This window comes from Pseudonocardia sp. T1-2H (genome assembly GCF_038039215.1).
GTDB lineage: Bacteria > Actinomycetota > Actinomycetes > Mycobacteriales > Pseudonocardiaceae > Pseudonocardia.
This window is the reverse complement of record NZ_JBBPCL010000001.1, coordinates 3771520-3791513: the sequence shown is the minus strand read 5'-3', so window position 1 is coordinate 3791513 and position 19994 is coordinate 3771520. Positions and strand designations below refer to the sequence as shown.

Annotated in this window: 20 protein-coding genes and 3 pseudogenes; 15 read left to right on the top strand and 8 right to left on the bottom strand. The window is 74.5% G+C overall.

The window, feature by feature from the left end:
- Positions 1-7: 7 nt before the first annotated feature.
- Positions 8-1060, bottom strand: coding sequence for an iron ABC transporter substrate-binding protein (locus WBK50_RS18705; RefSeq protein WP_341336844.1), 1053 nt, complete (start codon positions 1058-1060; stop codon positions 8-10).
- 117 nt (positions 1061-1177) lie between these two features.
- On the opposite strand from WBK50_RS18705, the gene WBK50_RS18700 reads away from it, so the two are divergent.
- The 7 genes and pseudogenes from WBK50_RS18700 to WBK50_RS18670 all read left to right on the top strand — a co-directional run bounded on the left by WBK50_RS18700 (position 1178) and on the right by WBK50_RS18670 (position 7266).
- Complete coding sequence (locus tag WBK50_RS18700; RefSeq protein WP_341336843.1) at positions 1178-1819, top strand: response regulator transcription factor; 642 nt, start codon at positions 1178-1180, stop codon at positions 1817-1819.
- A complete protein-coding gene (locus tag WBK50_RS18695) occupies positions 1820-3193 on the top strand; it encodes a sensor histidine kinase (protein ID WP_341336842.1) in 1374 nt (457 codons plus the stop codon).
- A gap of 45 nt (positions 3194-3238) precedes the next feature.
- A pseudogene (locus WBK50_RS18690) lies at positions 3239-3802 on the top strand (DUF2267 domain-containing protein); the annotation flags it as partial.
- Between the two features lie 172 nt (positions 3803-3974).
- Positions 3975-5168 (top strand): AbrB family transcriptional regulator, encoded by a 1194-nt coding sequence (locus WBK50_RS18685; RefSeq protein WP_341336841.1) that lies wholly within the window; start codon positions 3975-3977, stop codon positions 5166-5168.
- A complete protein-coding gene (locus tag WBK50_RS18680; RefSeq protein ID WP_341336840.1) occupies positions 5165-5773 on the top strand; it encodes a dihydrofolate reductase family protein in 609 nt (202 codons plus the stop codon). Before WBK50_RS18685 ends, WBK50_RS18680 begins: the two co-directional genes overlap by 4 nt.
- 297 nt (positions 5774-6070) lie before the next feature.
- Positions 6071-6853: an indole-3-glycerol phosphate synthase TrpC gene (trpC, locus tag WBK50_RS18675; RefSeq protein ID WP_341336839.1), complete on the top strand. Its 783-nt coding sequence runs from the start codon at positions 6071-6073 to the stop codon at positions 6851-6853.
- Between the two features lie 128 nt (positions 6854-6981).
- Positions 6982-7266 (top strand): DUF6343 family protein, encoded by a 285-nt coding sequence (locus WBK50_RS18670; RefSeq protein WP_341336838.1) that lies wholly within the window; start codon positions 6982-6984, stop codon positions 7264-7266.
- A gap of 262 nt (positions 7267-7528) precedes the next feature.
- On the opposite strand, the gene WBK50_RS18665 is transcribed toward WBK50_RS18670, so the two are convergent.
- From WBK50_RS18665 to WBK50_RS18650, 4 genes and pseudogenes are all read right to left on the bottom strand, one after another.
- Positions 7529-7942, bottom strand: a complete 414-nt coding sequence (locus WBK50_RS18665; RefSeq protein ID WP_341339437.1) for an arsenate reductase ArsC — start codon at positions 7940-7942, stop codon at positions 7529-7531.
- Positions 7943-7960: 18 nt separating this feature from the next.
- Positions 7961-9040 (bottom strand): annotated as a pseudogene (gene arsB, locus WBK50_RS18660) (ACR3 family arsenite efflux transporter); the annotation flags it as partial.
- The gene (locus WBK50_RS18655; protein ID WP_445942279.1) at positions 9037-9420 is read right to left on the bottom strand and encodes an ArsR/SmtB family transcription factor; all 384 of its coding nucleotides are present in this window, start codon (positions 9418-9420) and stop codon (positions 9037-9039) included. The pseudogene arsB and the gene WBK50_RS18655, both read right to left, overlap by 4 nt.
- Positions 9421-9436: 16 nt before the next feature.
- Entirely contained in the window at positions 9437-10813 is a 1377-nt protein-coding gene (locus WBK50_RS18650) for an NAD(P)-binding domain-containing protein (RefSeq protein ID WP_341336837.1), read from the bottom strand.
- A 106-nt stretch (positions 10814-10919) separates the two neighbouring features.
- On the opposite strand from WBK50_RS18650, the gene WBK50_RS18645 reads away from it, so the two are divergent.
- Positions 10920-11801, top strand: coding sequence for a helix-turn-helix domain-containing GNAT family N-acetyltransferase (locus WBK50_RS18645; RefSeq protein ID WP_341336836.1), 882 nt, complete (start codon positions 10920-10922; stop codon positions 11799-11801).
- A gap of 102 nt (positions 11802-11903) precedes the next feature.
- Here the strand turns inward: WBK50_RS18645 and WBK50_RS18640 are convergent, their stop codons facing one another.
- From WBK50_RS18640 to WBK50_RS18630, 3 genes are all read right to left on the bottom strand, one after another.
- Positions 11904-14195 carry a heavy metal translocating P-type ATPase gene (locus WBK50_RS18640; protein ID WP_341336835.1) on the bottom strand — a complete coding sequence of 764 codons (2292 nt, stop codon included), beginning with the start codon at positions 14193-14195 and terminating at the stop codon, positions 11904-11906.
- Entirely contained in the window at positions 14192-14332 is a 141-nt protein-coding gene (locus WBK50_RS18635; protein WP_341336834.1) for a hypothetical protein, read from the bottom strand. Before WBK50_RS18635 ends, WBK50_RS18640 begins: the two co-directional genes overlap by 4 nt.
- Before the next feature lie 76 nt (positions 14333-14408).
- Entirely contained in the window at positions 14409-14690 is a 282-nt protein-coding gene (locus WBK50_RS18630; protein WP_297497398.1) for a metal-sensitive transcriptional regulator, read from the bottom strand.
- A gap of 216 nt (positions 14691-14906) precedes the next feature.
- Between WBK50_RS18630 and WBK50_RS18625 the strand changes: the two genes are divergently transcribed.
- The 7 genes and pseudogenes from WBK50_RS18625 to WBK50_RS18595 all read left to right on the top strand — a co-directional run bounded on the left by WBK50_RS18625 (position 14907) and on the right by WBK50_RS18595 (position 19988).
- Positions 14907-15257, top strand: coding sequence for an NADH-quinone oxidoreductase subunit A (locus WBK50_RS18625; protein WP_341336833.1), 351 nt, complete (start codon positions 14907-14909; stop codon positions 15255-15257).
- Entirely contained in the window at positions 15248-16336 is a 1089-nt protein-coding gene (locus WBK50_RS18620; protein WP_341336832.1) for a hypothetical protein, read from the top strand. Before WBK50_RS18625 ends, WBK50_RS18620 begins: the two co-directional genes overlap by 10 nt.
- Positions 16329-16856, top strand: a pseudogene (locus WBK50_RS18615) (NADH-quinone oxidoreductase subunit H); the annotation flags it as partial. The gene WBK50_RS18620 and the pseudogene WBK50_RS18615, both read left to right, overlap by 8 nt.
- A 98-nt stretch (positions 16857-16954) precedes the next feature.
- Positions 16955-17278, top strand: a complete 324-nt coding sequence (locus WBK50_RS18610; RefSeq protein ID WP_341336831.1) for an NADH-quinone oxidoreductase subunit H — start codon at positions 16955-16957, stop codon at positions 17276-17278.
- Complete coding sequence (locus WBK50_RS18605) at positions 17275-17829, top strand: NADH-quinone oxidoreductase subunit J (RefSeq protein ID WP_341336830.1); 555 nt, start codon at positions 17275-17277, stop codon at positions 17827-17829. The genes WBK50_RS18610 and WBK50_RS18605 overlap by 4 nt, the downstream gene beginning before the upstream one ends.
- The gene (locus WBK50_RS18600) at positions 17826-18131 is read left to right on the top strand and encodes an NADH-quinone oxidoreductase subunit NuoK (RefSeq protein ID WP_341336829.1); all 306 of its coding nucleotides are present in this window, start codon (positions 17826-17828) and stop codon (positions 18129-18131) included. Before WBK50_RS18605 ends, WBK50_RS18600 begins: the two co-directional genes overlap by 4 nt.
- Positions 18132-18134: 3 nt before the next feature.
- Positions 18135-19988 carry an NADH-quinone oxidoreductase subunit 5 family protein gene (locus tag WBK50_RS18595; protein ID WP_341336828.1) on the top strand — a complete coding sequence of 618 codons (1854 nt, stop codon included), beginning with the start codon at positions 18135-18137 and terminating at the stop codon, positions 19986-19988.
- Positions 19989-19994: the final 6 nt, after the last annotated feature.

The following is a 19994-nucleotide window of genomic DNA, read 5'->3' as shown; positions in this document are numbered from 1 at the left end:
GGCCGGATCACAGCAGGCCGACCCGCTGCATCTCCGCGACGACCTTCGGGCCGTTGAGGGCGTTCAGGTCGACGGCCGGGGTGTCCAGCTCGGCGAGCGGCTTCAGCTTCGGGTTCGGGGCGACCCCGCCGCCGACGCTGTACTCCAGCGCGGTGCTGTCCGAGAGGATCTTCTGGCCCTCCGGACCGCTCATGAAGGCGAGGAACTGCTGGGCCTCGGCCGCGTGCTTGCTCGCCTTCAGGACGCCGCCCCCGGAGACGCTCAGGAACGCGCCCGGGTCCTGGTTGCCGAAGTACCGGAGCTGGGTCGCGGCGCTGTTGGCGCCGCCGTCGGCCTGGTCGCCGTACCAGTAGTAGTGGTAGATCACGCCGCCCGGGACCTCTCCGGCGTTGGCGGCCTTCATGATCGTGCTGTTGCCGCGGTAGATCCTCGCGTTGTCCTTGATCCCCTGCAGCCAGGCCGCACCGGCGGCGTCGCCCTGGGTGAGGTAGACGGCGCTCACGATGGCCTGGAAGTCCGCGCCGCTCGGCGAGATACCGAACTTGTCCTTCCACTCCGGCTTCGCCAGATCCATGATCGACGCCGGCAGCTGGGCGTCGGTGAGGGTGTTCGAGTTGTAGACGAAGACGGTGGAGCGCGCCGCGACACCGACCCAGTCGCCCTTGCTCGACGAGTACTGCGCCGGGACCTGGGCCTTCGTCGCCGCGTCGACCGGCGCGAACAGGTCCTTGCTCGACACCAGCGACATCGCGGGGGAGTTCTCGGTGATGAACACGTCGGCCGGGGAGGCCGCACCCTCGGCGACGATCTGGTTCGCCAGCTCGAAGTCGCTGCCGTTGCGGACCTCGACCTTCACCCCGGTCTTCGCCGTGAAGGCGTCGGCCCAGGCCTGCCCGACCTCCTCGTGCTGGGCGTTGTAGAGCACCAGCGCGGTGTCGGAGGCGGGCGCGGCGGCCGACGGCGCGGCGGTCGTGGACCCGCCGCCACCACAGGCAGCGGTGAGCGACAGCGCCGCAACGGCGGCCGCGGCGGCGATCAGGTGACGTCTGGCGGGGCGCACGAGGGCTCCTTCTTCACGGGGGGCAGGGCCGTCCGGCGCGGGTGTCGACGAGCCCGCGCCGGCTCGAAAGGAAGGTTAGGCTTCAACAAGTGAGGTTCGGCTCCCTAGTATTAGGGGGTGCTGCCCCCACCCGAGACGCCGGGCCGGATCCCGGTCCTCCTGTTGGACGACCACCGGGTGTTCACGGACCTGCTCGAGCTCAGCCTCGGCCTGCAGCCGGACCTGCACTGCGTCGCGGTCGCGCACACCGCGCGCGAGGGTCTGGCCAAGGCCGCGGCGGTGGACTTCGCGGTGGCCGTCGTCGACCTGCAGCTCCCGGACGCGGGCGGGCTGGACCTGATCCCGCGGTTGCGCGAGCTGCGCCCGCACGCCCGGATCGTGGTGCTCACCGCGCACCCCCGCGCGGACCTGGCCGACCGCGCCCTGGCCGCGGGCGCGGTCGCGTTCCTGGGCAAGGACGCGGCGCTGGCCACGATCCTCGCCGCCCTGCGGAGCGCCGACGCCGCGCGCCCCGTCGTCGAGGCGGAGGCGTGCCGGCCCGCGCCGCGGATCGGCCTGACCCACCGCGAGTACGACGTGCTGCGCCAGCTCGGGCAGGGCCTGGACGCCAGCCGGATCGCGACGACGCTGGGGATCTCGCTGCACACCACCCGGGACCACATCAAGTCCGTGATGGCGAAGCTCGGCGTGCACAGCCAGCTCGGCGCCGTCGTCTCCGCCGAACGCCTCGGCCTCATCTCGCTCGGGTCCCGGTACTAGGTGTCCGTCCACGTGGCCGGGCCGCTGCTGCGCCGGACCCTGGTCCGGCACGTGCTGCTCACCGCCGTCGTCGCGGTCGTCGTGTCCGGGCTGCTGGGCGTCGGCGTCTGGCGGTTCGCCGAGGACGACGCGCACCGGACGGCGGAGAAGGTCGCGCGCCAGCTCGCGTCCGCGGTGCTGGTCCCGCTGTCGGAGCGGGACTACGAGCGGCCCGGCGGCTTCTCCCGGGACGAGCTGGTCGCCGACCTGGCGCCGTTCCTGGGCTCGGGCATGGTCGAGCGGGTCAAGGTCTTCAGCGTCTCCGGCGACGTGGCGCGGATCGTCTTCTCCGACGAGCAGCGCGTCGAGGGGCGCAGCGGCCGGCTGGACCCGGGTCTCGCCGCACGCCTGGACCGCGGCGAGGTGGTGGTGCAGCAGGTGCCGGACGACCCCGAGCACGCCTACGAGCGGAGCCTGCCGGGAGAGCGGTTCGAGGTCTACTTCGGGTTCCGGGACGCGGGTGGCAACGACACGAGGCTCGAGGTCTACGTCCCCGTCGACGTCGGCGCCACCACCGGGCACGCCGTCACGGTGCTGGTGCCGCTGGTCCTGGCAGGCCTGCTGCTGCTCGCCCTCGCCACCGTCCCGCTGTCGATCTCGCTCGCCCGGCGGATGGAACGCGACCGCGCCGAGCAGCGGGCGGTGCGGAACTACGGGCTCGCGGCCGCTGAGCTCGCCCGCCGGGACCTCGCGCAACGGCTGCACGACGGCGTCATCCCGGACCTCGCGGGCGCGAGCCTGCTGATGGAGGCGTTCCGCGCGGAGGGCCACCGGTCCGGCGACGAGATCCCGTGGGAGCTCCTGGACCACGCCCACGAGGTGGTCGCGGACGACGTGCGCCGGCTGCGCGCGCTGCTCACCGAGCTCGTGCGACCGGGCCCGATCGCGGACGACCTGGCCGGGGCGCTGCAGGACCTGGTCGCGCAGCTGCGGAGCGGCCCCGGGGCGGAGGAGCGGGGCCCGCGGGTGTCGATCGAGGTCGGCGGGGTGGACGGGCTGCCCGAGGGCACCGCCGTCCTGGTCCACCGGGTCGCCGGGGAGCTGCTGCGCAACGCCTTCCGGCACGCCGAGGCCGAGAACGTCCGGGTGCGCGTCGCCGGCGGGCCCGGGGAGACGGTGGAGCTGACCGTCACCGACGACGGCGTGGGCCTCGACCCGGGCCGACGCCGGCGGCCCGGGCACATCGGCCTGCAGCTCGTCGAGCAGGTCGTCGGCGACGGCGGCGGCCGGACGATGCTCAAGGGCGCGCCGGGCGCGGGCACGACGGTGACGGTGGTCCTCCCACGCCGGCTGCGGGCCTGGGCGGGCGAGCCGGCCCCCGCCGGGGCGGTGTGACCGCGGCCTGGTACGGGTCGCCCGCGGGCCCGGCAGGCGGACCTCGATCGGCCGACCGCCGAGCAGGTGGCCCGCCCACCGCCCGCCACGCTGTGGCGGGCGGTGGGCGGCGAGGAGTTCCACGACATGCGGTCGCAGCTGCCGAAGGAGTTCCGGCGGTGGCTGGACGAGGCGGTTGCGGCGGCGCCCCCGGTGGAGGACGAGGACCCGCCGGCGAGGCTGTCGTCGGAGGAGTTCCTCGACCGTCTCGGCGAACGCGGCGTCGAGCGGGAGCAGGCGCCGGCGGTCGCGGAGGCCGTGACGGAGGCCCTCGCCGCGCGCATCACCGGTGCGCAGGCCGAGGCCCTGATGCCGCGCGTCCCGCGCGAGCTGCGGCACCCGCTCCGCCGTGGCATCGACCGCGGCCGGGGCGCCGGCGTGCCGATGGCCCTGATGGACTTCCTGGCCGAGATCGCCGAGCGGACCGAAGCCGACATCGGCCCCGCCCACCGGTACGCGCAGGCCGTGGTCGCCGCGCTCCACGAGGCGGTCGGCGACGAGGAGTTCTCCGACACGGTGGCCCAGCTGCCCGCCGAGTACCGCGACGCGCTGATCCCGGAGTACGCCTGAGGGGTCCGGCTCCGACCGGACCGGTAACGGGGGCCACATGGTGACGACTGTCTCCACCCCCGTGGCCAGGGGCTTTCCACTGAGGACATCCGGAGGCCGCCCGTGAGGTGACTCGCGGCCACGCACGGAGGACACGTTCGCCGGGTCCGTGTCCGCCACAGCGAGGACCACAATGTCTGCCACGACCGTGACCGCGCCCCCGACCTCACCTCCGGACCCCGCCCCCTCCCCGCCGCACGACGGCGGCCCCGCCGAAGGAGAACTCCGCGGCCGGCTCGTCCGCGGCGCCGGCTGGACCGCACTCGTCATCGCCTGCTACTTCGTCGCCGAACGGGCGGAGGTACTCGGGGTTCCCGCGCCGAGCCTGCTGACCGGGCTCGTCGCCGGGATCGCGCTCGCCCTGCCCGGCCTGGTCGGCCGTCCGTTCCCGCGGGGCACGAACCGGGCCGCCCAGGCGCTCGTGGGGGTGCTCATGGGCAGCTACCTCGACTCCCAGGTTCTGGGCGTGCTCGGCGCCGCGCTCCCGATGCTCGCCGTCACGGTGGCGACGATCGTCCTCTGCGTGGGCGCCGCGGCCGTCCTGGCCCGCTTCGGGAAGCTGGGCCTCACCGACGCGACCCTCGGCATGGTCCCGGGCGGTTCCGCGGCGGTCGTCAGCTGCGCGGACGACCTCGGTGCCGACAGCCGGATCGTCGCGTTCAGCCAGTACCTCCGCGTCGGGCTGGTGGGGCTCACTGCACCCGCTATCGCGCTGGGCTTCGCGCCGCAGGACCAGAACCCCGCCGACGACCGGCTGCAGCCCCTGCTCCCGGTCATGGGCCACCTGGTGGACTCCGCCGATCAGCCGGGGCGGCTGGTCGTCCTCGCGGCCATCTGTCTCACCGGGTTCGCCGTGGGGCGCCGGCTCGGGCTGCCGGCCCCGGTACTGCTCGGTCCGATGCTCGTGGCCGCGGTGTTCACCCTCACCGGGGCGTCCTCCGGGTTCGCGCCGGCGGGACCGCTCAAGGACGTCGTCTTCATCGTCGTCGGGCTCGAGGTCGGTCTGCGCTTCACCCGCTCGGCGGCCCGGCACGCGGCCGGGGTCTTCCCCCACCTGCTCGCGGCCACGGTGGGTGTCTGCGTTGCGTGTGCCGGGCTCGCCTGGGGCCTCGCCGCCCTGGTGGGGATCCCGTTCACCGAGGCCTACCTCGCGACGACCCCCGGGGGCATCAACGCGGTGCTGGCGACGGCGGAGTCGACCGGCACGAACGTCCCGCTCGTCTCCACGGTGCAGAGCCTGCGCCTGTTCGTCGTCGTCCTCGCCGTCCCGCTCGTCGTCCGTGCGCTGGAGGCGTCCCGGCGGCGTCGACAGGAGACCGTGGGATGAGCGTCGTGTTCGCCAGCATCGGGATGTCCCTCGACGGCTACATCGCGGGGCCGAACGCGGGCCCCGGCAACGCCCTGGGCGACGGCGGGCACCGCATCCACCAGTGGGCCCTCGACCTCGACGGGGTGGAGGAGGACCAGGGACGCGAGGACGCCGACGAGCACGTGGTCCGGGAGATCCGGCTGCGTGCGGGGGCCTACGTGATGGGACGGTGGATGTTCGACGAGGGTGGCGCCGGGCGCCCCGACCCGCCCCCGTTCCGCGCCCCGGCCTTCGTCCTGACCCACCACGCGCGGGAGCCGTGGACCCGTCGCCGAGGGGCGCCCTTCACGTTCGTCACCGGCGGCGTCACGACTGCGGTGGAGCAGGCGCGTGCCGCCGCCCGCGAGAAGGACGTGCAGGTCGTCGGGGGTGCGACCACCGTGCAGCAGTGCCTGGAGGCGGGCGTGCTCGACGAGCTGCAGATCCACCTCGCCCCCGTGCTGCTCGGCAGCGGGGTGCGCCTCTTCGACCGCATCACCGCGGGCGGCCGGCGGTTCGACACGACCCGGGTCATCGGCTCGCGCGGGGTGACCCACCTGCGCTACCGCGTCTCGGGCGCCTGACCCGGCAGCGGAGGCCGGTCGGGCGGCCGAGCAGGTCGAGGCTGCGCGGAGCCGGGGGGCCGGCCGCCGGCCGTGGAGCGCATGAGACGGTGACGGCGAGGCAGGCGCCGTCCGCCGGGAGCTCGTGGTCGCTGTTCGTGAGGGGTGCTGCGCTCTCGGTCGGCGGTTCCCGGTCGGTGACCGACGACGAGGTCGCTTGCGGCGAACAGGCGGTGCCGCCGAGCCACCGGGAGGCGAGCGGCCGAGGTCGCCGCCCCTGGTGGCGGAGAACCGCGGAGCGAAGGAGAGGTGAGGTGCATGTCCGTCCTCGACGGGATCCTGGACGGTGTCCGGGAGGACCTGGCGGAGCGTGAACGGCGGGTGCCGGCGGCCGACCTGAGGGCGCGGGTCGCAGGCATGGCGCCGGCACTGGATCCGGTTCCCGCGTTCCGCGCGCCGGGCGCGGCGATCATCGCGGAGGTGAAGCGGAAGAGCCCGAGCAAGGGCGCGCTCGCCGACATCCCGGACCCCGCATCGCTGGCCCGGGAGTACGCGGCGGGCGGGGCGTCGGCGATCAGCGTGCTGACCGAGCGGCGGCGGTTCGGCGGCTCGCTCACCGACCTGGCCGACGTGCGGGACGCCGTGGACGTCCCGGTGCTGCGCAAGGACTTCGTGGTGACGCCCTACCAGCTCTGGGAGACGCGGGCGTGGGGCGCCGACCTCGCGCTGCTGATGGTGGTGTCGTTGCCGGGCGGCCTGCTGGAGGAGCTGTACGGACTGGCCCGCGAGCTCGGCCTGACCGCCCTGGTCGAGGTGCACACCGAGGAGGAGCTCGGGCGGGCCGTCGACGTGGGGGCGGAGGTCGTCGGGATCAACGCGCGGGACCTGACGACGCTCGACGTCGACCGGTCGGTGTTCCGGCGACTGGCGCCGCAGGTGCCCGAGGGGCGGGTCCGGGTTGCGGAGTCGGGTGTCGCCGCGGCCGCCGACGTGGCGGAGTACCGCCGGTGGGGGGCCGACGTGGTGCTGGTCGGCGAGGCGCTGGTCCGCTCCGGGGCGCCGCGCTCCGCGGTCGGCGAGTTCATCGGGGCGGCCGGCTGACGCCGCGGGCCGGCACGGTCGCGGACGGACGCGGACGTCCGGGACCAGCCCGGTGGCAGGCAGGCCGGCGGTGTCGGGCGGCCCTCGACGGGTAGTCCTCGGGGGAGCCGAGCGAGCAGGAGGACGCCGTGCCGGACGACCGGGGACGCCGGTCCCGCGAGGACTACGAGAAGGGCCTGCCGGACTACCACGACCTGACGGCGGGCCTCGGTGGCGCCGCGCCCGCCCGCAGCGCCCTGACGCTGCGGGCGCTGCTGGCGGCGTTCGGCCTGGTCGTGTGCGCCGTCGGAGCCGTGCTCGCCTGGCGGGTGGGCGTCCTGTGGCTCGCGGTGGTCCTCGCCGTGGTCGCGGTGATCGCCCTCGTGGACCTGGGCTGGGTGCTGTACCGCAAGTCCCGCGGCGAGCCGGGCTGAGGACGGCGGCGGGACCGCCCTGCTCGAACCGGCTACCGGCCGATCGACAGCCCCGGCGGTAGCTGTCAGGCTTGGCGGGTCGTGAGCACTTCGAGCTCGCCGTTCCTCGTGACGGGCCGTCTTCGATTCATCGCCTCACGGGAGCCATGGCTCCGGACGGGCGGTCTGATGACCGGCCACGCTCCAGACGTCCCCGTCGTAGCCGCGGCAGAGCTGCAGGTCGGCCCGTAGAGCGGGGGAGACGCGGCCCGAGGCGAGGCCGTCACCCGTTCGCGGGCCCGGTCAGCTCGGCGATGAGCGCCTTCACGCGGGTCTCGATGTCGTCACGGATGGGCCGGATCTCGGCGGCGGTCCTGCCGGCGGGGTCGGTGAGCTCCCAGTCGAGGTAGCGCTTGCCGGGGTAGACGGGGCAGGCGTCGCCGCAGCCCATGGTGATCACGACGTCGGCCGCGCGGACGGCATCTTCGGTCAGCGGCTTGGGGAACTCCTGGGACAGGTCGAGCCCGATCTCGGCCATGACCTCGCGGACGGCGGGGTTGACGGTGTCGGCGGGTGCGGAGCCGGCGGAGCGGACGGCGACCGAACCCCGGGCGTGGTGGTGGAGCAGAGCGGCGGCCATCTGGGAGCGTCCGGCGTTGTGCACACAGACGAACAGCACCTCGGGGATGTTCTTCACGAGAAGCTCCTCGAGATCGGGCCGGCCCGGGCTCGACGTCCAGCGGCGCCGGGCGGCGAGGGAGACGTAGACCAGCGCGACGAGGACCGGGACCTCGATCAGCGGGCCGACGACCCCGGCGAGGGCCTGCCCGGAGGTGACGCCGAAGGTGGCGATCGCGACGGCGATGGCGAGCTCGAAGTTGTTGCCCGCGGCGGTGAACGCCAGCGTCGCGGACCGCTCGTAGCCCAGGCCGATCGCCTTGGCCAGGGCGAGCGAGCCGAACCACATGATCGCGAAGTAGGCCAGCAGCGGGAGGGCGATGCGGGCGACGTCCAGGGGCCGGGAGGTGATGGCGTCGCCCTGCAGCGCGAACAGGACGACGATCGTGAACAGCAGTCCGTAGAGGGCGAACGGCCCGACGCGCGGGATGAGCTTCTCCTCGTACCAGGCGCGGCCCTTGGCCTTCTCCCCGAAGTGTCGGGTGAGGTAGCCGGCGACGAGCGGGACACCCAGGAAGATCAGTACGGACCCGGCGATCTGCCAAGGAGACACGTCGAGGTCGGCCTGCGGGAGCCCGAGCCGGCCGGGCAGCACGGACAGGTAGAACCAGCCCAGGGCGGCGAACGCGATCACCTGGAACACCGAGTTGATCGCGACGAGCACGGCGGCGGCCTCGCGGTCGCCGCAGGCGAGGTCGTTCCAGATGACGACCATGGCGATGCAGCGGGCGAGACCGACGATGATCAGCCCGGTGCGGTACTCGGGCAGGGCCGGCAGCAGCAGCCAGGCCAGGGCGAACATGAGCAGCGGGCCGAAGACCCAGTTCAGGACGAGTGAGCTGATCAGCAGGCGGCGGTCGCCGGTGACGGTGCCGAGGCGGTCGTAGCGGACCTTCGCCAGCACCGGGTACATCATGATCAGCAGGCCGAGCGCGATCGGGAGCGACACTCCGTCGACTGCGATGGCGTCGAGCGCGCCGCCGAGGCCGGGGATCAGCCGCCCGGCGAGCAGCCCGACGACCATCGCGGCGATGATCCAGACCGGCAGGAAGCGATCGAGGGTGGACAGGCGCTTCGCGACCGGGGCGTCGGCGTCGGTCGTGGGGAGGGCACTCATGCGGGCAGGTCACTTCCGTCGGGTGGGCAGGTGCTGCGGAGCGGCGCGTCGCCGGGGACCAGCACGGTGGCGAGCAGGCCGATGACCTCGGGCCGGACCCGGTAGTAGACCCAGGTCGCCCGTCGCTCGCTGCGGACCAGGCCGGCGTCGCGCAGCACCTTGAGGTGGTGCGAGATCGTGGGCTGGGACAGTTCGAACGCGCCGGTCAGGTCGCACACGCACGCCTCGCCGCCTTCGTGGGCGGCGATCAGCGAGAGCAGGCGCAGCCGGACCGGGTCGCCGAGAGCCTTGAACGCCGCCGCCAGCTCGACGGCCTCGTCGGCGCTGAGGGCCTGATGGGTCGCCGCGGAGGAGATCAGCAGCGGCAGCGGAATCGACACACGTCTATGTTGACGCTCATCGATGCAGGGGCGCAAGCGGGCCCCGCGGGTGTCGGTGTCCCGCCGGCCGGCTCCCGAGCGAGATCCCGACCGGCTCGGCCGGGGCTCCGCAGCATCCGCCCTCGGCAGACGGGTCCGGGTCGTCGAACACTCCCGCACCGCCGCACACGCCGGTCTCGGGCAGCACCAGCTCGACCCGCTCCGCGGCCTCCTGGTCGCCGTCGATCGCGGCGGCGACCGAGCGGACCTGCTCGTAGCCGGTCATCGCCAGGAAGGTCGGTGCCCGGCCGTAGCTCTTCATCCCGACCAGGAACACCCCCGGCTCCGGCTGCGCCAGCTCGCGCGCGCCGTGCGGGTGAGCAGTGCCGCACGAGTGGACGTTCGGGTCGATCAGCGGCGCGAGCTCGCGAGCGGCCTGCAACGTCGGATCCAGGTCCAGGCGCACCTCCGAGAGCCAGGACAGGTCCGGGCGGAACCCGGTCAGCACGACCACCTCGTCGACGGGCCGGAGCCGGCGCCCGTCCAGGGACTCGAGCGCGAGCCGTTCCCCGACGGGCTCGACGACGGCCGTGCGGAAGCCGGTCACCGTGCTGATGCGTCCGGCCTCGACGGCGGCTGCGGCCCGCGTGCCGAGTGCCCCGCGGGCCGGGAGCTGGTCGGCGTCGCCGCCCCCGAACGTGTCGCCCACCCGGCCGCGCCGCACCAGCCAGTCCACGTGCGTCCCGGGCGCCTCCCGGGCCAGGCCCGCGAACGCGACCAGCGCGGTCAGGGCCGAGTGGCCGCTCCCGGCGACGGCGACACGCTTCCCGGCGTAGCGGGCACGCGTGGCGGGTTCGGCCAGATCGGGCACCCGATAGGCGATGCGGTCCCGCGCGGCCTTCTCCCCGATCGCGGGCAGCCCGTCCGCGCCGAGCGGGTTGGGCGAGGCCCAGGTCCCGGAGGCGTCGACCACGGCGCGGGCGGCGATCCGCTCCTCGCCCGTCGCCGTCTCGACGTGCACCGTCAGGGGCTCGGTGTCCCGCCCGGCGTCGACGACGCGGTCCCGGCCCTGTCGGGCGACGCCGACCACCCGGGCGCCGTAGCGAACCCGTCCGTCCAGCGCGTCGGCGAGGGGCTGCAGGTAGCGCTCGGCCCACTCCTGCCCGGTCGGGTAGGAGTCCGGGTCGGGGTGTCGCCAGCCGGTCAGGGCGAGCAGCTTCTCCGCCGCCGGATCGACCACCTCGGCCCACCGGGAGAACAACCGCACGGCGTGCCACTCCCGCACGTGCGCGCCGGCCCGCGCCCCGGCCTCGAGGACCAGCGCGTCCAGTCCCCGTCCGGTGAGGTGCGCCGCCGCCGCCAGGCCCACGGGCCCGGCACCGACGACCACGACCGGAAGTCCACTCGTCCCCATCAGAACCTCCACGACCAGTTTCCATCGATGCAGATCGATTCTTGCGCGGACTGTATCGACGTCGATCGATTGACGCAATCATCGGCCCGGGTCGATACTCGGCCGCATGAGCGCGAGCCCGTCCGTCCGCCCGATCCCGCTGACCGACGTGTCCGCCCCGCCACCGGCCCAGCTGGGCCCGGGGGACGCCGCGACCTACGCCGAGTGGTTCGCCTGCCTCGCCGAGCCCACCCGCGTCCGGCTCCTGCACGCGGTCGCCGTCGCCGGGCGCGCGACGACCGTGGGCGAGCTGACCGCAGAGCTCGGGATCAGCCAGTCCACCTGCTCGCACCACCTGCGGAAACTGGCCGACGTCGGCTTCGTGACGCTGCGGAGGGAGGGGACCGCCACGCTTGTGTCCGTCAACCCGGCCTGTTGCACGGGGCTGCCCCACGCGGCCGACGCCGTCATGGGCATGCTCGGCCCACGCCCCTGCTGCCCTGCGGACGTACCCGCCGACGTCACCGTCCGCGCCCTCGCGCCAGAGGACTGGCCGGCGGTGCGGCGGATCTACGCCGAGGGCATCGCCACCGGCGACGCGACCTTCGAGACCGAGGTCCCGGACCGCGGCGAGCTCGACCGCAGGTGGCTGCCCGGCCACCGCTGGGTCGCCGAGGTCGACGGCGATGTGGCCGGGTGGACGGCCCTCACCGCGACGTCCGCCCGCCCGGTCTACGCGGGCGTCGCCGAGACCTCGGTCTACGTCGGCGAGGGGCACCGCGGCAGGGGCGTCGGCAAGGCGTTGCTGCACAAGCAGGTCACCGCCGCGGACGAGGGCGGGCTCTGGACCCTGCAGACCGCGATCTTCCCCGAGAACCGGGCATCGATCGCGCTGCACCAGTCCGCCGGCTACCGCACCCTCGGTGTCCGCGAACGCATCGGACGCCACCGCGGGGTTTGGCGCGACACCGTCTTCCTCGAACGCCGCCGCGCGGCCGATCCGAGCTGAGGTCGAAGCCCGAACCCGGGCCGAAGACGTCCTCCCCGCACCGGCTCCCCTGTGAAGCTCGCCGAAACCGGCGGCGTGCACGCGACGAGCCGGCGAGGAGCCTCACGAGGCCCGGCTCCGGAAGCGACGTAGCCGCAGGCTGTTGCCCACCACGAACACCGAGCTGAACGCCATCGCCGCCCCGGCGAGCATGGGGTTCAGCAGGCCCGCGGCGGCGAGCGGCAGCGCGGCGACGTTGTACGCGAAGGCCCAGAACAGGTTGCCCTTGACGGTGCGCAGGGTGCGGCGCGCGAGCCGGAGGGCGTCGGCCGCGGCGCGCAGGTCTCCCCGGACGAGCGTGATGTCGGCGGCCTCGATGGCGACGTCGGTCCCCGTGCCCATCGCCATGCCGAGGTCCGCCCGGGCCAGGGCGGCGGCGTCGTTGACGCCGTCGCCGATCATGGCCACGACCCTCCCGCGCCGTTGCAGGTCCTCGACGACGCCGAGCTTGTCGGCGGGCAGGACGTCCGCGATGACCGTGGCCGGCCCGACGTCGATCCCGACCTCCCGGGCGACGCGCTCGGCGACGGCCCGGTTGTCCCCGGTGAGCAGGACGGGGGTCAGCCCGAGTCCGCGCAGCTGGGCGATCGCCTCGGCCGAGGTCTCCTTCACGGCGTCGGCGACCGTGAGGACGGCCTTCGCCTCGCCGTCCCAGGCGACGGCGACCGCGGTGCGGCCCTGCTCCGTCGCGACGCGGGCGGCCTCGGCGAGGTCGGCGGGCAGGCCCTGGCTCCCCCGGTCGAGCAGGGAGGGCCGCCCGACCAGCACGGCGTGCCCGTCGACCACGCCCTGGACCCCGAGCCCCTCGAGGTTCCTGAAGTCACCCACCTCGGGCAGCCGGCCCACCTCGTCGACGGCCCCGCTCGCGATAGCCGCGGCGATCGGGTGCTCCGACGCCGCCTCCACCGCCCCGGTGAGGCGCAGGGTCTCGGCCCGGTCGACCCCGTCGGCGGTGACGACCTCCTGGAGCGTCATCCGGCCGGTGGTCACGGTGCCGGTCTTGTCCAGGACGACGGTGTCGACGCGGCGGGTGGACTCGAGCACCTCCGGGCCCTTGATCAGCACGCCCATCTGGGCACCGCGCCCCGTGCCGACCAGCAGCGCGGTGGGCGTGGCCAGCCCGAGCGCGCAGGGGCACGCGACGATGAGCACGGCCACGGCGGCGGTGAAGGCCGCCGCGGCGCCGGCCCCGGTGCCGAGCCAGAAGCCGAGCGTGAGCAGCGCGAGCGCGATGACGATCGGGACGAAGATCCCCGAGATCCGGTCGGCGAGACGCTGGACCTGCGCCTTCCCGGTCTGCGCGTCCTCGACCAGCGTCGCCATCCGGGCGAGCTGGGTGTCCGAGCCGACGCGGGTGGCCCGTACCGTGAGCCGGCCGCCGACGTCGACCGTGCCGCCGACGACGGTGTCGCCGGCACCCACCTCGACCGGGACGGACTCCCCGGTGAGCATCGAGGCGTCGACCGCGGAGCTGCCGTCGACCACGACGCCGTCGGTGGCGATCTTCTCGCCGGGGCGGACGACGAACCGGTCGCCCACGGCCAGCCGGTCGACGGGGACCCGTTCCTCGTGGTCCACGCCGTCCCGGGTCCGCAGGACCGCCACGTCCTTCGCCCCAGCTTCCAACAGCGCCCGCAGCGCGGCGCCGGCCCGGCGCTTCGACCGAACCTCGAACCACCGTCCGGCCAGGATGAACGTGGTGACGCCGGCGGCGACCTCGAGGTAGATGTTCCCGGCTCCGTCGCTCCGGGCGACGGTCAGCTCGAAGGGGTGCGTCATGCCCGGGACGCCGGCCGCGCCGAGCAGCAGGGCGTAGAGCGACCACGCGAACGCCGCCAGGGTCCCCATCGAAACGAGGGTGTCCATGGTCGCCGCGCCGTGCCGCAGGTTCGTCCACGCCGCGCGATGGAAGGGCAGGGCGCCCCAGACGACCACCGGTGCGGCGAGGACCAGCGAGACCCACTGCCAGTAGGTGAACTGCAGTGCGGGCGCCATCGCCATCGCGATCACCGGCACCGACAGGACCGCGGAGACGATCAGCCGGGTGCGCAGCGGGTCGTCCGGCCCGGCTTCTCGGTCACCCGTGTCGTCCGGGCCGTTCTCATCGGCCGGGCGGGGGAGCCGGGCGGTGTAGCCGGCGGCCTCGACGGCGGCGACGAGGTCCGCGGGGTCGATCCCGGCGGGGGCGTCGACCCTGGCCTGCTCGGTGGCGTAGTTGACGGTCGCGACGACACCGTCGAGCTTGTTGAGCTTCCGCTCGACCCGGTTGGCGCAGGACGCGCAGGTCATGCCGCCGATGGACAGCTCGACCTCGCGAACCAGATCCTTCGCGCGGGTCTGCGACGTGGTGGTCATCGCGCGCCTCCCTCGTGGGTGTGGCCGTCCGCGGCCTCGGTGCCGCCGGGGCGGGTGGGGACGGTGAACTCGGCGGTGTGGACGGCGCCGCCGTGCCGGAAGTCCAGGAACAGCCGGTACCCACTGGTCGAGGGCACCTCGGCGACGAAGCGGATCCGGGGCCCTCGCCGGCTGGGCCGGGGGGTGGCGATCCGACGGGGCCGCGCCCCGGGATCAGGACCTGACGAGGCGGGCGATCGCGGCGCTCGCCTCGGCGACCTTCCGGTCTGCGACGTCGCCGCCCTCGGCGACCGCCTCGGTCACGCAGTGCTTGAGGTGCTCGTCGAGCAGGCCCAGGGCGACCGCCTCGAGGGCCTTGTTCACCGCGGAGATCTGGGTGAGGACGTCGATGCAGTACTTGTCGTCCTCGATCATCCGGGTGATCCCGCGGACCTGCCCCTCGATGCGGCGCATCCGCCGCAGGTACGCGGCCTTGTCCTCCGTGTATCCGTTCATGGGCTCCTCCGACTCGTCCGGACAGCGCCCAACATACGGTAGGGGGGTACCGTACGCAACCGGTTCGCAGATCAGGCGGCGGTCGAAGCGGGAGATCGCGTCCCGCTCTCACCTGATGAGCTGGGGTTCTGCCCATCCGCATGGACAACGGGTGCGAGGACGGGGCACGATACCCCCAGGGGGTTGTGGTGCCGCCGAAGTGGAAGAGGCGTGCGGATGGACGAGTTCGTACCCGTGCTCGTGGCGCTCGGCGTCGTCGTCGCCGCCATCCTGCTGCTCTACGGGGCGGCGCGCCTGCTGACGGTGCGGCGGACCGCGCTGGAGGTCCTGCCCTTCAGCGGCGGCCTCGCGCCGACCGAGCACGCGTTCTCCCGGTTCCACGTCCGGTGGTACCCGGTGACGATGGTCTTCCTGGCCTTCGACATGGAGATGATCTTCATGTATCCGTGGACACTGGTCGTGTCGCGGATCGGGCCCTCGGCGGTGGTCGAGATGTTCCTGTTCCTCGGGATCCTGCTGGCCGGCGTCGTCTACGCCTGGCGGGAGGGCGCGCTGCGATGGACCTGAGACGGCTGCTCCTCCGCCTCGCGTCCGCCCGGCCCCACGTCCTGCTGGTCGCGCTGCCCGGCGCCACCGAGGCTCGGCTGGCGGTGGAGGCCGAGCTCGGCCGACGGGGTTGGGCCGCCGCGGTCTCCCCGGCGGACGCCGACGTGCTCGTCGTGGCGGGGCCGCCCGCTCCGGCGATGGCAGCGGTCGTCGACCGGGTCTGGGCGCAGATGCCCGAGCCGCGGGTGCGGGTGGTCGTCGAAGCCGTTGCTCACGTGTCCGGGACGCTCGACGCGGCGGCCTCCCGGCTCGCCGACCGGGCTCCCGGCGGGCCCGTCGGCCACCCGCCCGAGGAGTGCACCGAAGCCCACGACGAAGGCGCGAGCGCGCCCGGGAACTCCGGGGGGCACGAGCACGGCGGGCCGGACCACGGGGGACACGAGCACGGGGACATGGAGATGCCCGGGGGCCTCCGCATGGCCGACCTCGGCGAGGACCGCGACGGGCTGATGCTCGACCGCCTGCACGTCGCCCTCGGGCCGGTCCTGCCGGACTGGCCGGCGGGGCTCGTCCTGCGCGTCGCGCTCCAGGGCGACGTGATCCAGGAGGCCGAGGCGGAGGTCCTCGCCCCCGGAAGCGGGCGATCGTTCTGGCGGGACGAGGACCCGCGGCACCTCGCCGGCGGACATCTCGACGCCCTCGCGCGGTTCCTCGGCGTCGCCGGCTGGGCCGATCCGGCGGCGCGGGCCCGCAGGCTCCGGGACGAACTGCTCGCCGGCGCCGAACCGGCCGCGGTGCGCGGACAGGTGCACGCGCTCACCGACCGGGTCCGCCGGTCGCGGACGCTGCGGTGGCTCGTCCGCGGGATCCCGGCGGGCGAGCGTGACGTCGCGGCCCGGCTGGCCGACCGGCTCGCCGCCCTCGACGCCGCGGTCGACGGGATCCCGTCGCCGCAACCCGGCCCGCCGCGGCCGCCCGACCTCGCCGCGCTGGCCCGCGCGGTCGTCGGGGCCGAGTTCGCGGCCGCGCGCCTCGTCGTCGCCGTCGTGGACCCGGACACCGACCTCGTGGCCGCCGAACGGGGGGCACGGCATGCCTGAGCCGATGCCCGCGCCGGCCGCGCTGCCGCTCTGGTGGGTCGTCCTCCTGCCGTTCCTGCTCGTCGCGGTGGCCGCGGCCCTGGTCGCGGCCGACGCGGGACTCACGGCCCGGGCCCGTGGCGCCCGGGCCGACGCCCTCCTGCCGGTACGGGAGGCGGGGCGGCTGCTCCTCGGGCAGCGGCGGCGGACCGTCGCCGCGGACTCCGTGCTGTGGCGGGCAGGCGGCGCGGTCCTGCCCGTCGCCGCGGTCCTGGCCGGGGTGGTGCTGCCGCTCGGGACCCGACCGGTGACCGACCTGTCCGTCGGCGTCGTCTGGTTCAACGCCATGGAGGTGCTGGCCTGGGCGGCCGTCTGGATGGTCGGCTGGGGCCCGAACAGCGCGCTCGGGCTGGTCGGCGGCTACCGGTTCGTCGCCCAGGGCCTCGCCTACGAGCTCCCGCACATGTTCGCGATCATCACCGCGGCTCTCGGCGCGGAGAGCCTGCGGCTGACCGACATCGTCGCCGCCCAGCGGGGTCTCTGGTTCGTGGTGATCATGCCGGTGGCCTTCGTCGTGTACCTGATCTCCGCCACGGCGATGGCCTTCTGGGTCCGTTCGATGCCCCGGTCGGCCGCGACGTGGCGGGCGGCGCGGCCGCCGAACTGTCCGGTGTCGACCGGCTGGTGTTCGCCGGTGGCCGGTGGCTGCTGCTGGTGGTCGCGGTGGCCCTGGCGGTGCCGCTGTTCCTCGGCGGCGGTGCCGGTCCGTGGCTGCCCGCCTGGCTGTGGGTGGCGGTGAAGACGGCGGTCCTCCTGGCGCTCGTCCTGCTCGTGCGCAGGCGGTTCCCGACGATCCGCGCCGATCGGTTCACCGAGTTCGCGTGGATCGTCCTGGTGCCACTGACGATCGTGCAGGCGCTCGCCGTCGCGCTGCTCGTCCTGAACGGGGGAGGTGCCGGATGACCGTGCTCTTCTGGATCCTGGCGGTCGGCGCCGTGGTCGCGGGGTTCGCCGTGTTCCGGCTGAACTCGATGGCGCAGGTGACCTTCGCGTTGCTCGTGTCCTTCCTCGCCGTCGCCGGGCTGGTGCTGCTCCTGGGCCTGGGCTACCTGGGCGTGGTGATCGTCCTGATGATGGTCATCGAGATGGTGATCATGGCCGTGTTCATGGTCATGTACATGATGAACCCGGCCGGACTGATGCCGATGACCATGTACCACAACAAGTCCGGGTCGATGGCGATCGCGGTCGGCACCTTCGGCGTGCTGGCCGCGGGCGTCCTGCTGACGGACTGGCCCACCCGCCGCGGCTCACCCGCGCCGGACCAGACCTTCGCGCTCGGCGAGGCACTCATGGGCAGGCAGATGCTCACGATGATGACCCTCGGGGTCACCTTGTTCGCCACGATCGTCGGCACCGTCGTGCTGGCCACGGCGCGGGGCCGGTACGACCGGTTCGGCGACGATCTCGACCGCCGCCGCGCCGACGACCCCGGCGGAGGTGGGCCGGGATGACGCTGCAGCTGTTCCTGCTCGCCGCGGCCGGCCTGTTCGCGATCGGCCTCTACGGCGCGCTGTCCCAGCAGTCGATCGTGATGCTGATGATGGGGCTGGAGCTGATGCTCAACGGTGTCGTCCTCGCGGCGGCCGCCCTCTGGTTCTTCGTCGCTCCGGACGGGACCGACGGCCCCGTGCTGATCGTCGTCGTGGTCACCGCGATGGCGATCGAGATGGCCGTCGGCTTCGCCGTCGCCACCGCGATCTACCGCGCCCGCCAGGTCGACACGACCGACGCCGCCGCGGACCTGAAGGGCTGACCCGTGCTGCTGTGGTGGCTCATCGGGGTCCCACTCGTGGGCGGGGCGCTGCTGGTGCTCGCCGGGTTCGGGGCGTGGTCCGGCCGGTTCGCCGCGCCCGCCGGCGTCCTCCTCGGTTCCGGCGTGCTGGGCCTCGCCGTCGCGGCCGCCGTCCTGCGGCCGGCCGCGAGCGCCCCGCTGCTGGCCGGGATCCCGGCGGGCCTGGCGGTCGACGGGCTGTCGTCGGTGCTCGTCGTGACGGTGGCAGTGGTGCTGCTCGCGGTGCTGGTGTTCGCGGCGGGGGAGGCGGAGCTGCGGCGCCCGCGGTTCGTCGGAACGATCCTGGTCTTCGCCGGGGCGATGCTGGTGACGGTCACCGCGACCACCCTCGCGCCGCTGCTCATGGCCTGGGAGGTCATGGGCGCCACGAGCTGGGCGCTGATTGCGTATCACCACCGCGACCTCGCGGCCGTCGGCGCGGCCCGGACCGCCTTCCTCACGACGCGGGCCGCAGACCTGGGCCTCTACCTGGCGGCGGGCGCGGCGCTGGCGGGCGGCGTGAGCACCCTGGCCCTGGCCGGGCTTCCGGCCCTCAGGGGAGCGTGGCTGCACGTGGCCGCCGCCGGGGTCGTCGTGGCGGCGCTGGGCAAGTCCGCGCAGCTGCCGTTCAGCTTCTGGCTCTCCGGCGCGATGCGGGGGCCGAGCCCGGTCTCCGCGCTGCTGCACTCCGCGACGATGGTCGCCGCCGGGGCCTACCTGCTGCTGCGGGTCGCGCCGCTGCTCGACGTGACCGGGTGGGCCGGCCCGCTGGTCGCCTGGGTCGGGGCCGCGACGGCGGTGCTGCTCGGGCTCGTCGCCGTCGCGCAGTCCGACCTGAAGCAGCTGCTGGCCGCGTCGACCTGCGCGCAGATCGGGTACACGGTGCTCGCTGCCGGCGTCGGCGGGGTCCCGCAGGGTGCACTGCAACTCGTCGCCCACGCGGCCACGAAGAGCCTGCTGTTCCTCGCGGCCGGGGCGTGGCTGGTCGCCCTGGGTACCAGGCAGCTCGACGGGCTGCGGGGCGCGGCCCGCCGGTTCCCGCTGGTCGGGGCGACGTTCACGACCGGCGCCCTGTCGCTGGCGGGAATCCCGCCGCTGTCGCTGTGGGTCGGGAAGGACGCCGTGCTCGCCGCGGTGCTGGAGCGCTCGGCGGCGTTGTACGTCGTGGGGCTGGCCGGCGCGGTCGTGGCGGCGGTGTACAGCGTGAAGGCGTTGTGGTTCGTGTGGCAGCCCGCGGAGCCGGGCGAGCCGGTGCACGAGCAGGAGCCCGCGGGCCGGGTCGCCGGGCTCATGGCCGCGCCCCTCGTGCTGCTCGCCGTACCCGCGGCGCTGACCGGGGTCGGTGCGCTGCTCGGCGGACCGGGACCCGGCGCCGTCGAGCTCGCCGCCTCGGCGGTGCTCGCCGTCGTCGCCGCGGCCGCGACGTGGGCGGTGCTGTCCCGGCGCCGGGGGGCCGGGCGGGAACCTTCCGGGCCGGCCCGCGCCGGTCGGGGATCCGGGCTCCTCGCGAGCTGGCTCGGCCTCGAGAGTCTCGCCCGGACGCTGGTCGCCCGGCCCACCGTGGCCCTGGCGTCGGCCCTCGCCCGCTTCGACGCCGACGTGCTCGACCGGGCCGTCGACGGCTCCGCGCGCGCCGTCGTCCGGCTCGCGGGACTGCTGGACCGGCGCGGCGAGCCCGCCGTCGACGGCGCCGTCGGTGCGGTCGCGGCCGGTGCCCGGACCCTGGGCCGGTGGGCGCGCCGACCCCAGACCGGCCAACTGCACCAGTACCTCGCCCAGCTCTCGATCGGCGTCGCCGCCCTGGCCGCGCTGGCCCTGTTCGTGATCGTGGTGAGGTGACCGCCC

Excerpts from the sequence above, each read along its gene's own strand:
- WBK50_RS18685 (WP_341336841.1), top strand. The coding sequence starts at position 3,975 with ATGTCTGCCACGACCGTGACCGCGCCCCCGACCTCACCTCCGGACCCC.
- WBK50_RS18680 (WP_341336840.1), top strand. The coding sequence starts at position 5,165 with ATGAGCGTCGTGTTCGCCAGCATCGGGATGTCCCTCGACGGCTACATC.
- trpC (WP_341336839.1), top strand. The coding sequence starts at position 6,071 with ATGTCCGTCCTCGACGGGATCCTGGACGGTGTCCGGGAGGACCTGGCG.
- WBK50_RS18650 (WP_341336837.1), bottom strand. The coding sequence starts at position 10,813 with ATGGGGACGAGTGGACTTCCGGTCGTGGTCGTCGGTGCCGGGCCCGTG.
- WBK50_RS18645 (WP_341336836.1), top strand. The coding sequence starts at position 10,920 with ATGAGCGCGAGCCCGTCCGTCCGCCCGATCCCGCTGACCGACGTGTCC.
- WBK50_RS18640 (WP_341336835.1), bottom strand. The coding sequence starts at position 14,195 with ATGACCACCACGTCGCAGACCCGCGCGAAGGATCTGGTTCGCGAGGTC.
- WBK50_RS18630 (WP_297497398.1), bottom strand. The coding sequence starts at position 14,690 with ATGAACGGATACACGGAGGACAAGGCCGCGTACCTGCGGCGGATGCGC.
- WBK50_RS18625 (WP_341336833.1), top strand. The coding sequence starts at position 14,907 with ATGGACGAGTTCGTACCCGTGCTCGTGGCGCTCGGCGTCGTCGTCGCC.
- WBK50_RS18620 (WP_341336832.1), top strand. The coding sequence starts at position 15,248 with ATGGACCTGAGACGGCTGCTCCTCCGCCTCGCGTCCGCCCGGCCCCAC.
- WBK50_RS18605 (WP_341336830.1), top strand. The coding sequence starts at position 17,275 with ATGACCGTGCTCTTCTGGATCCTGGCGGTCGGCGCCGTGGTCGCGGGG.
- WBK50_RS18600 (WP_341336829.1), top strand. The coding sequence starts at position 17,826 with ATGACGCTGCAGCTGTTCCTGCTCGCCGCGGCCGGCCTGTTCGCGATC.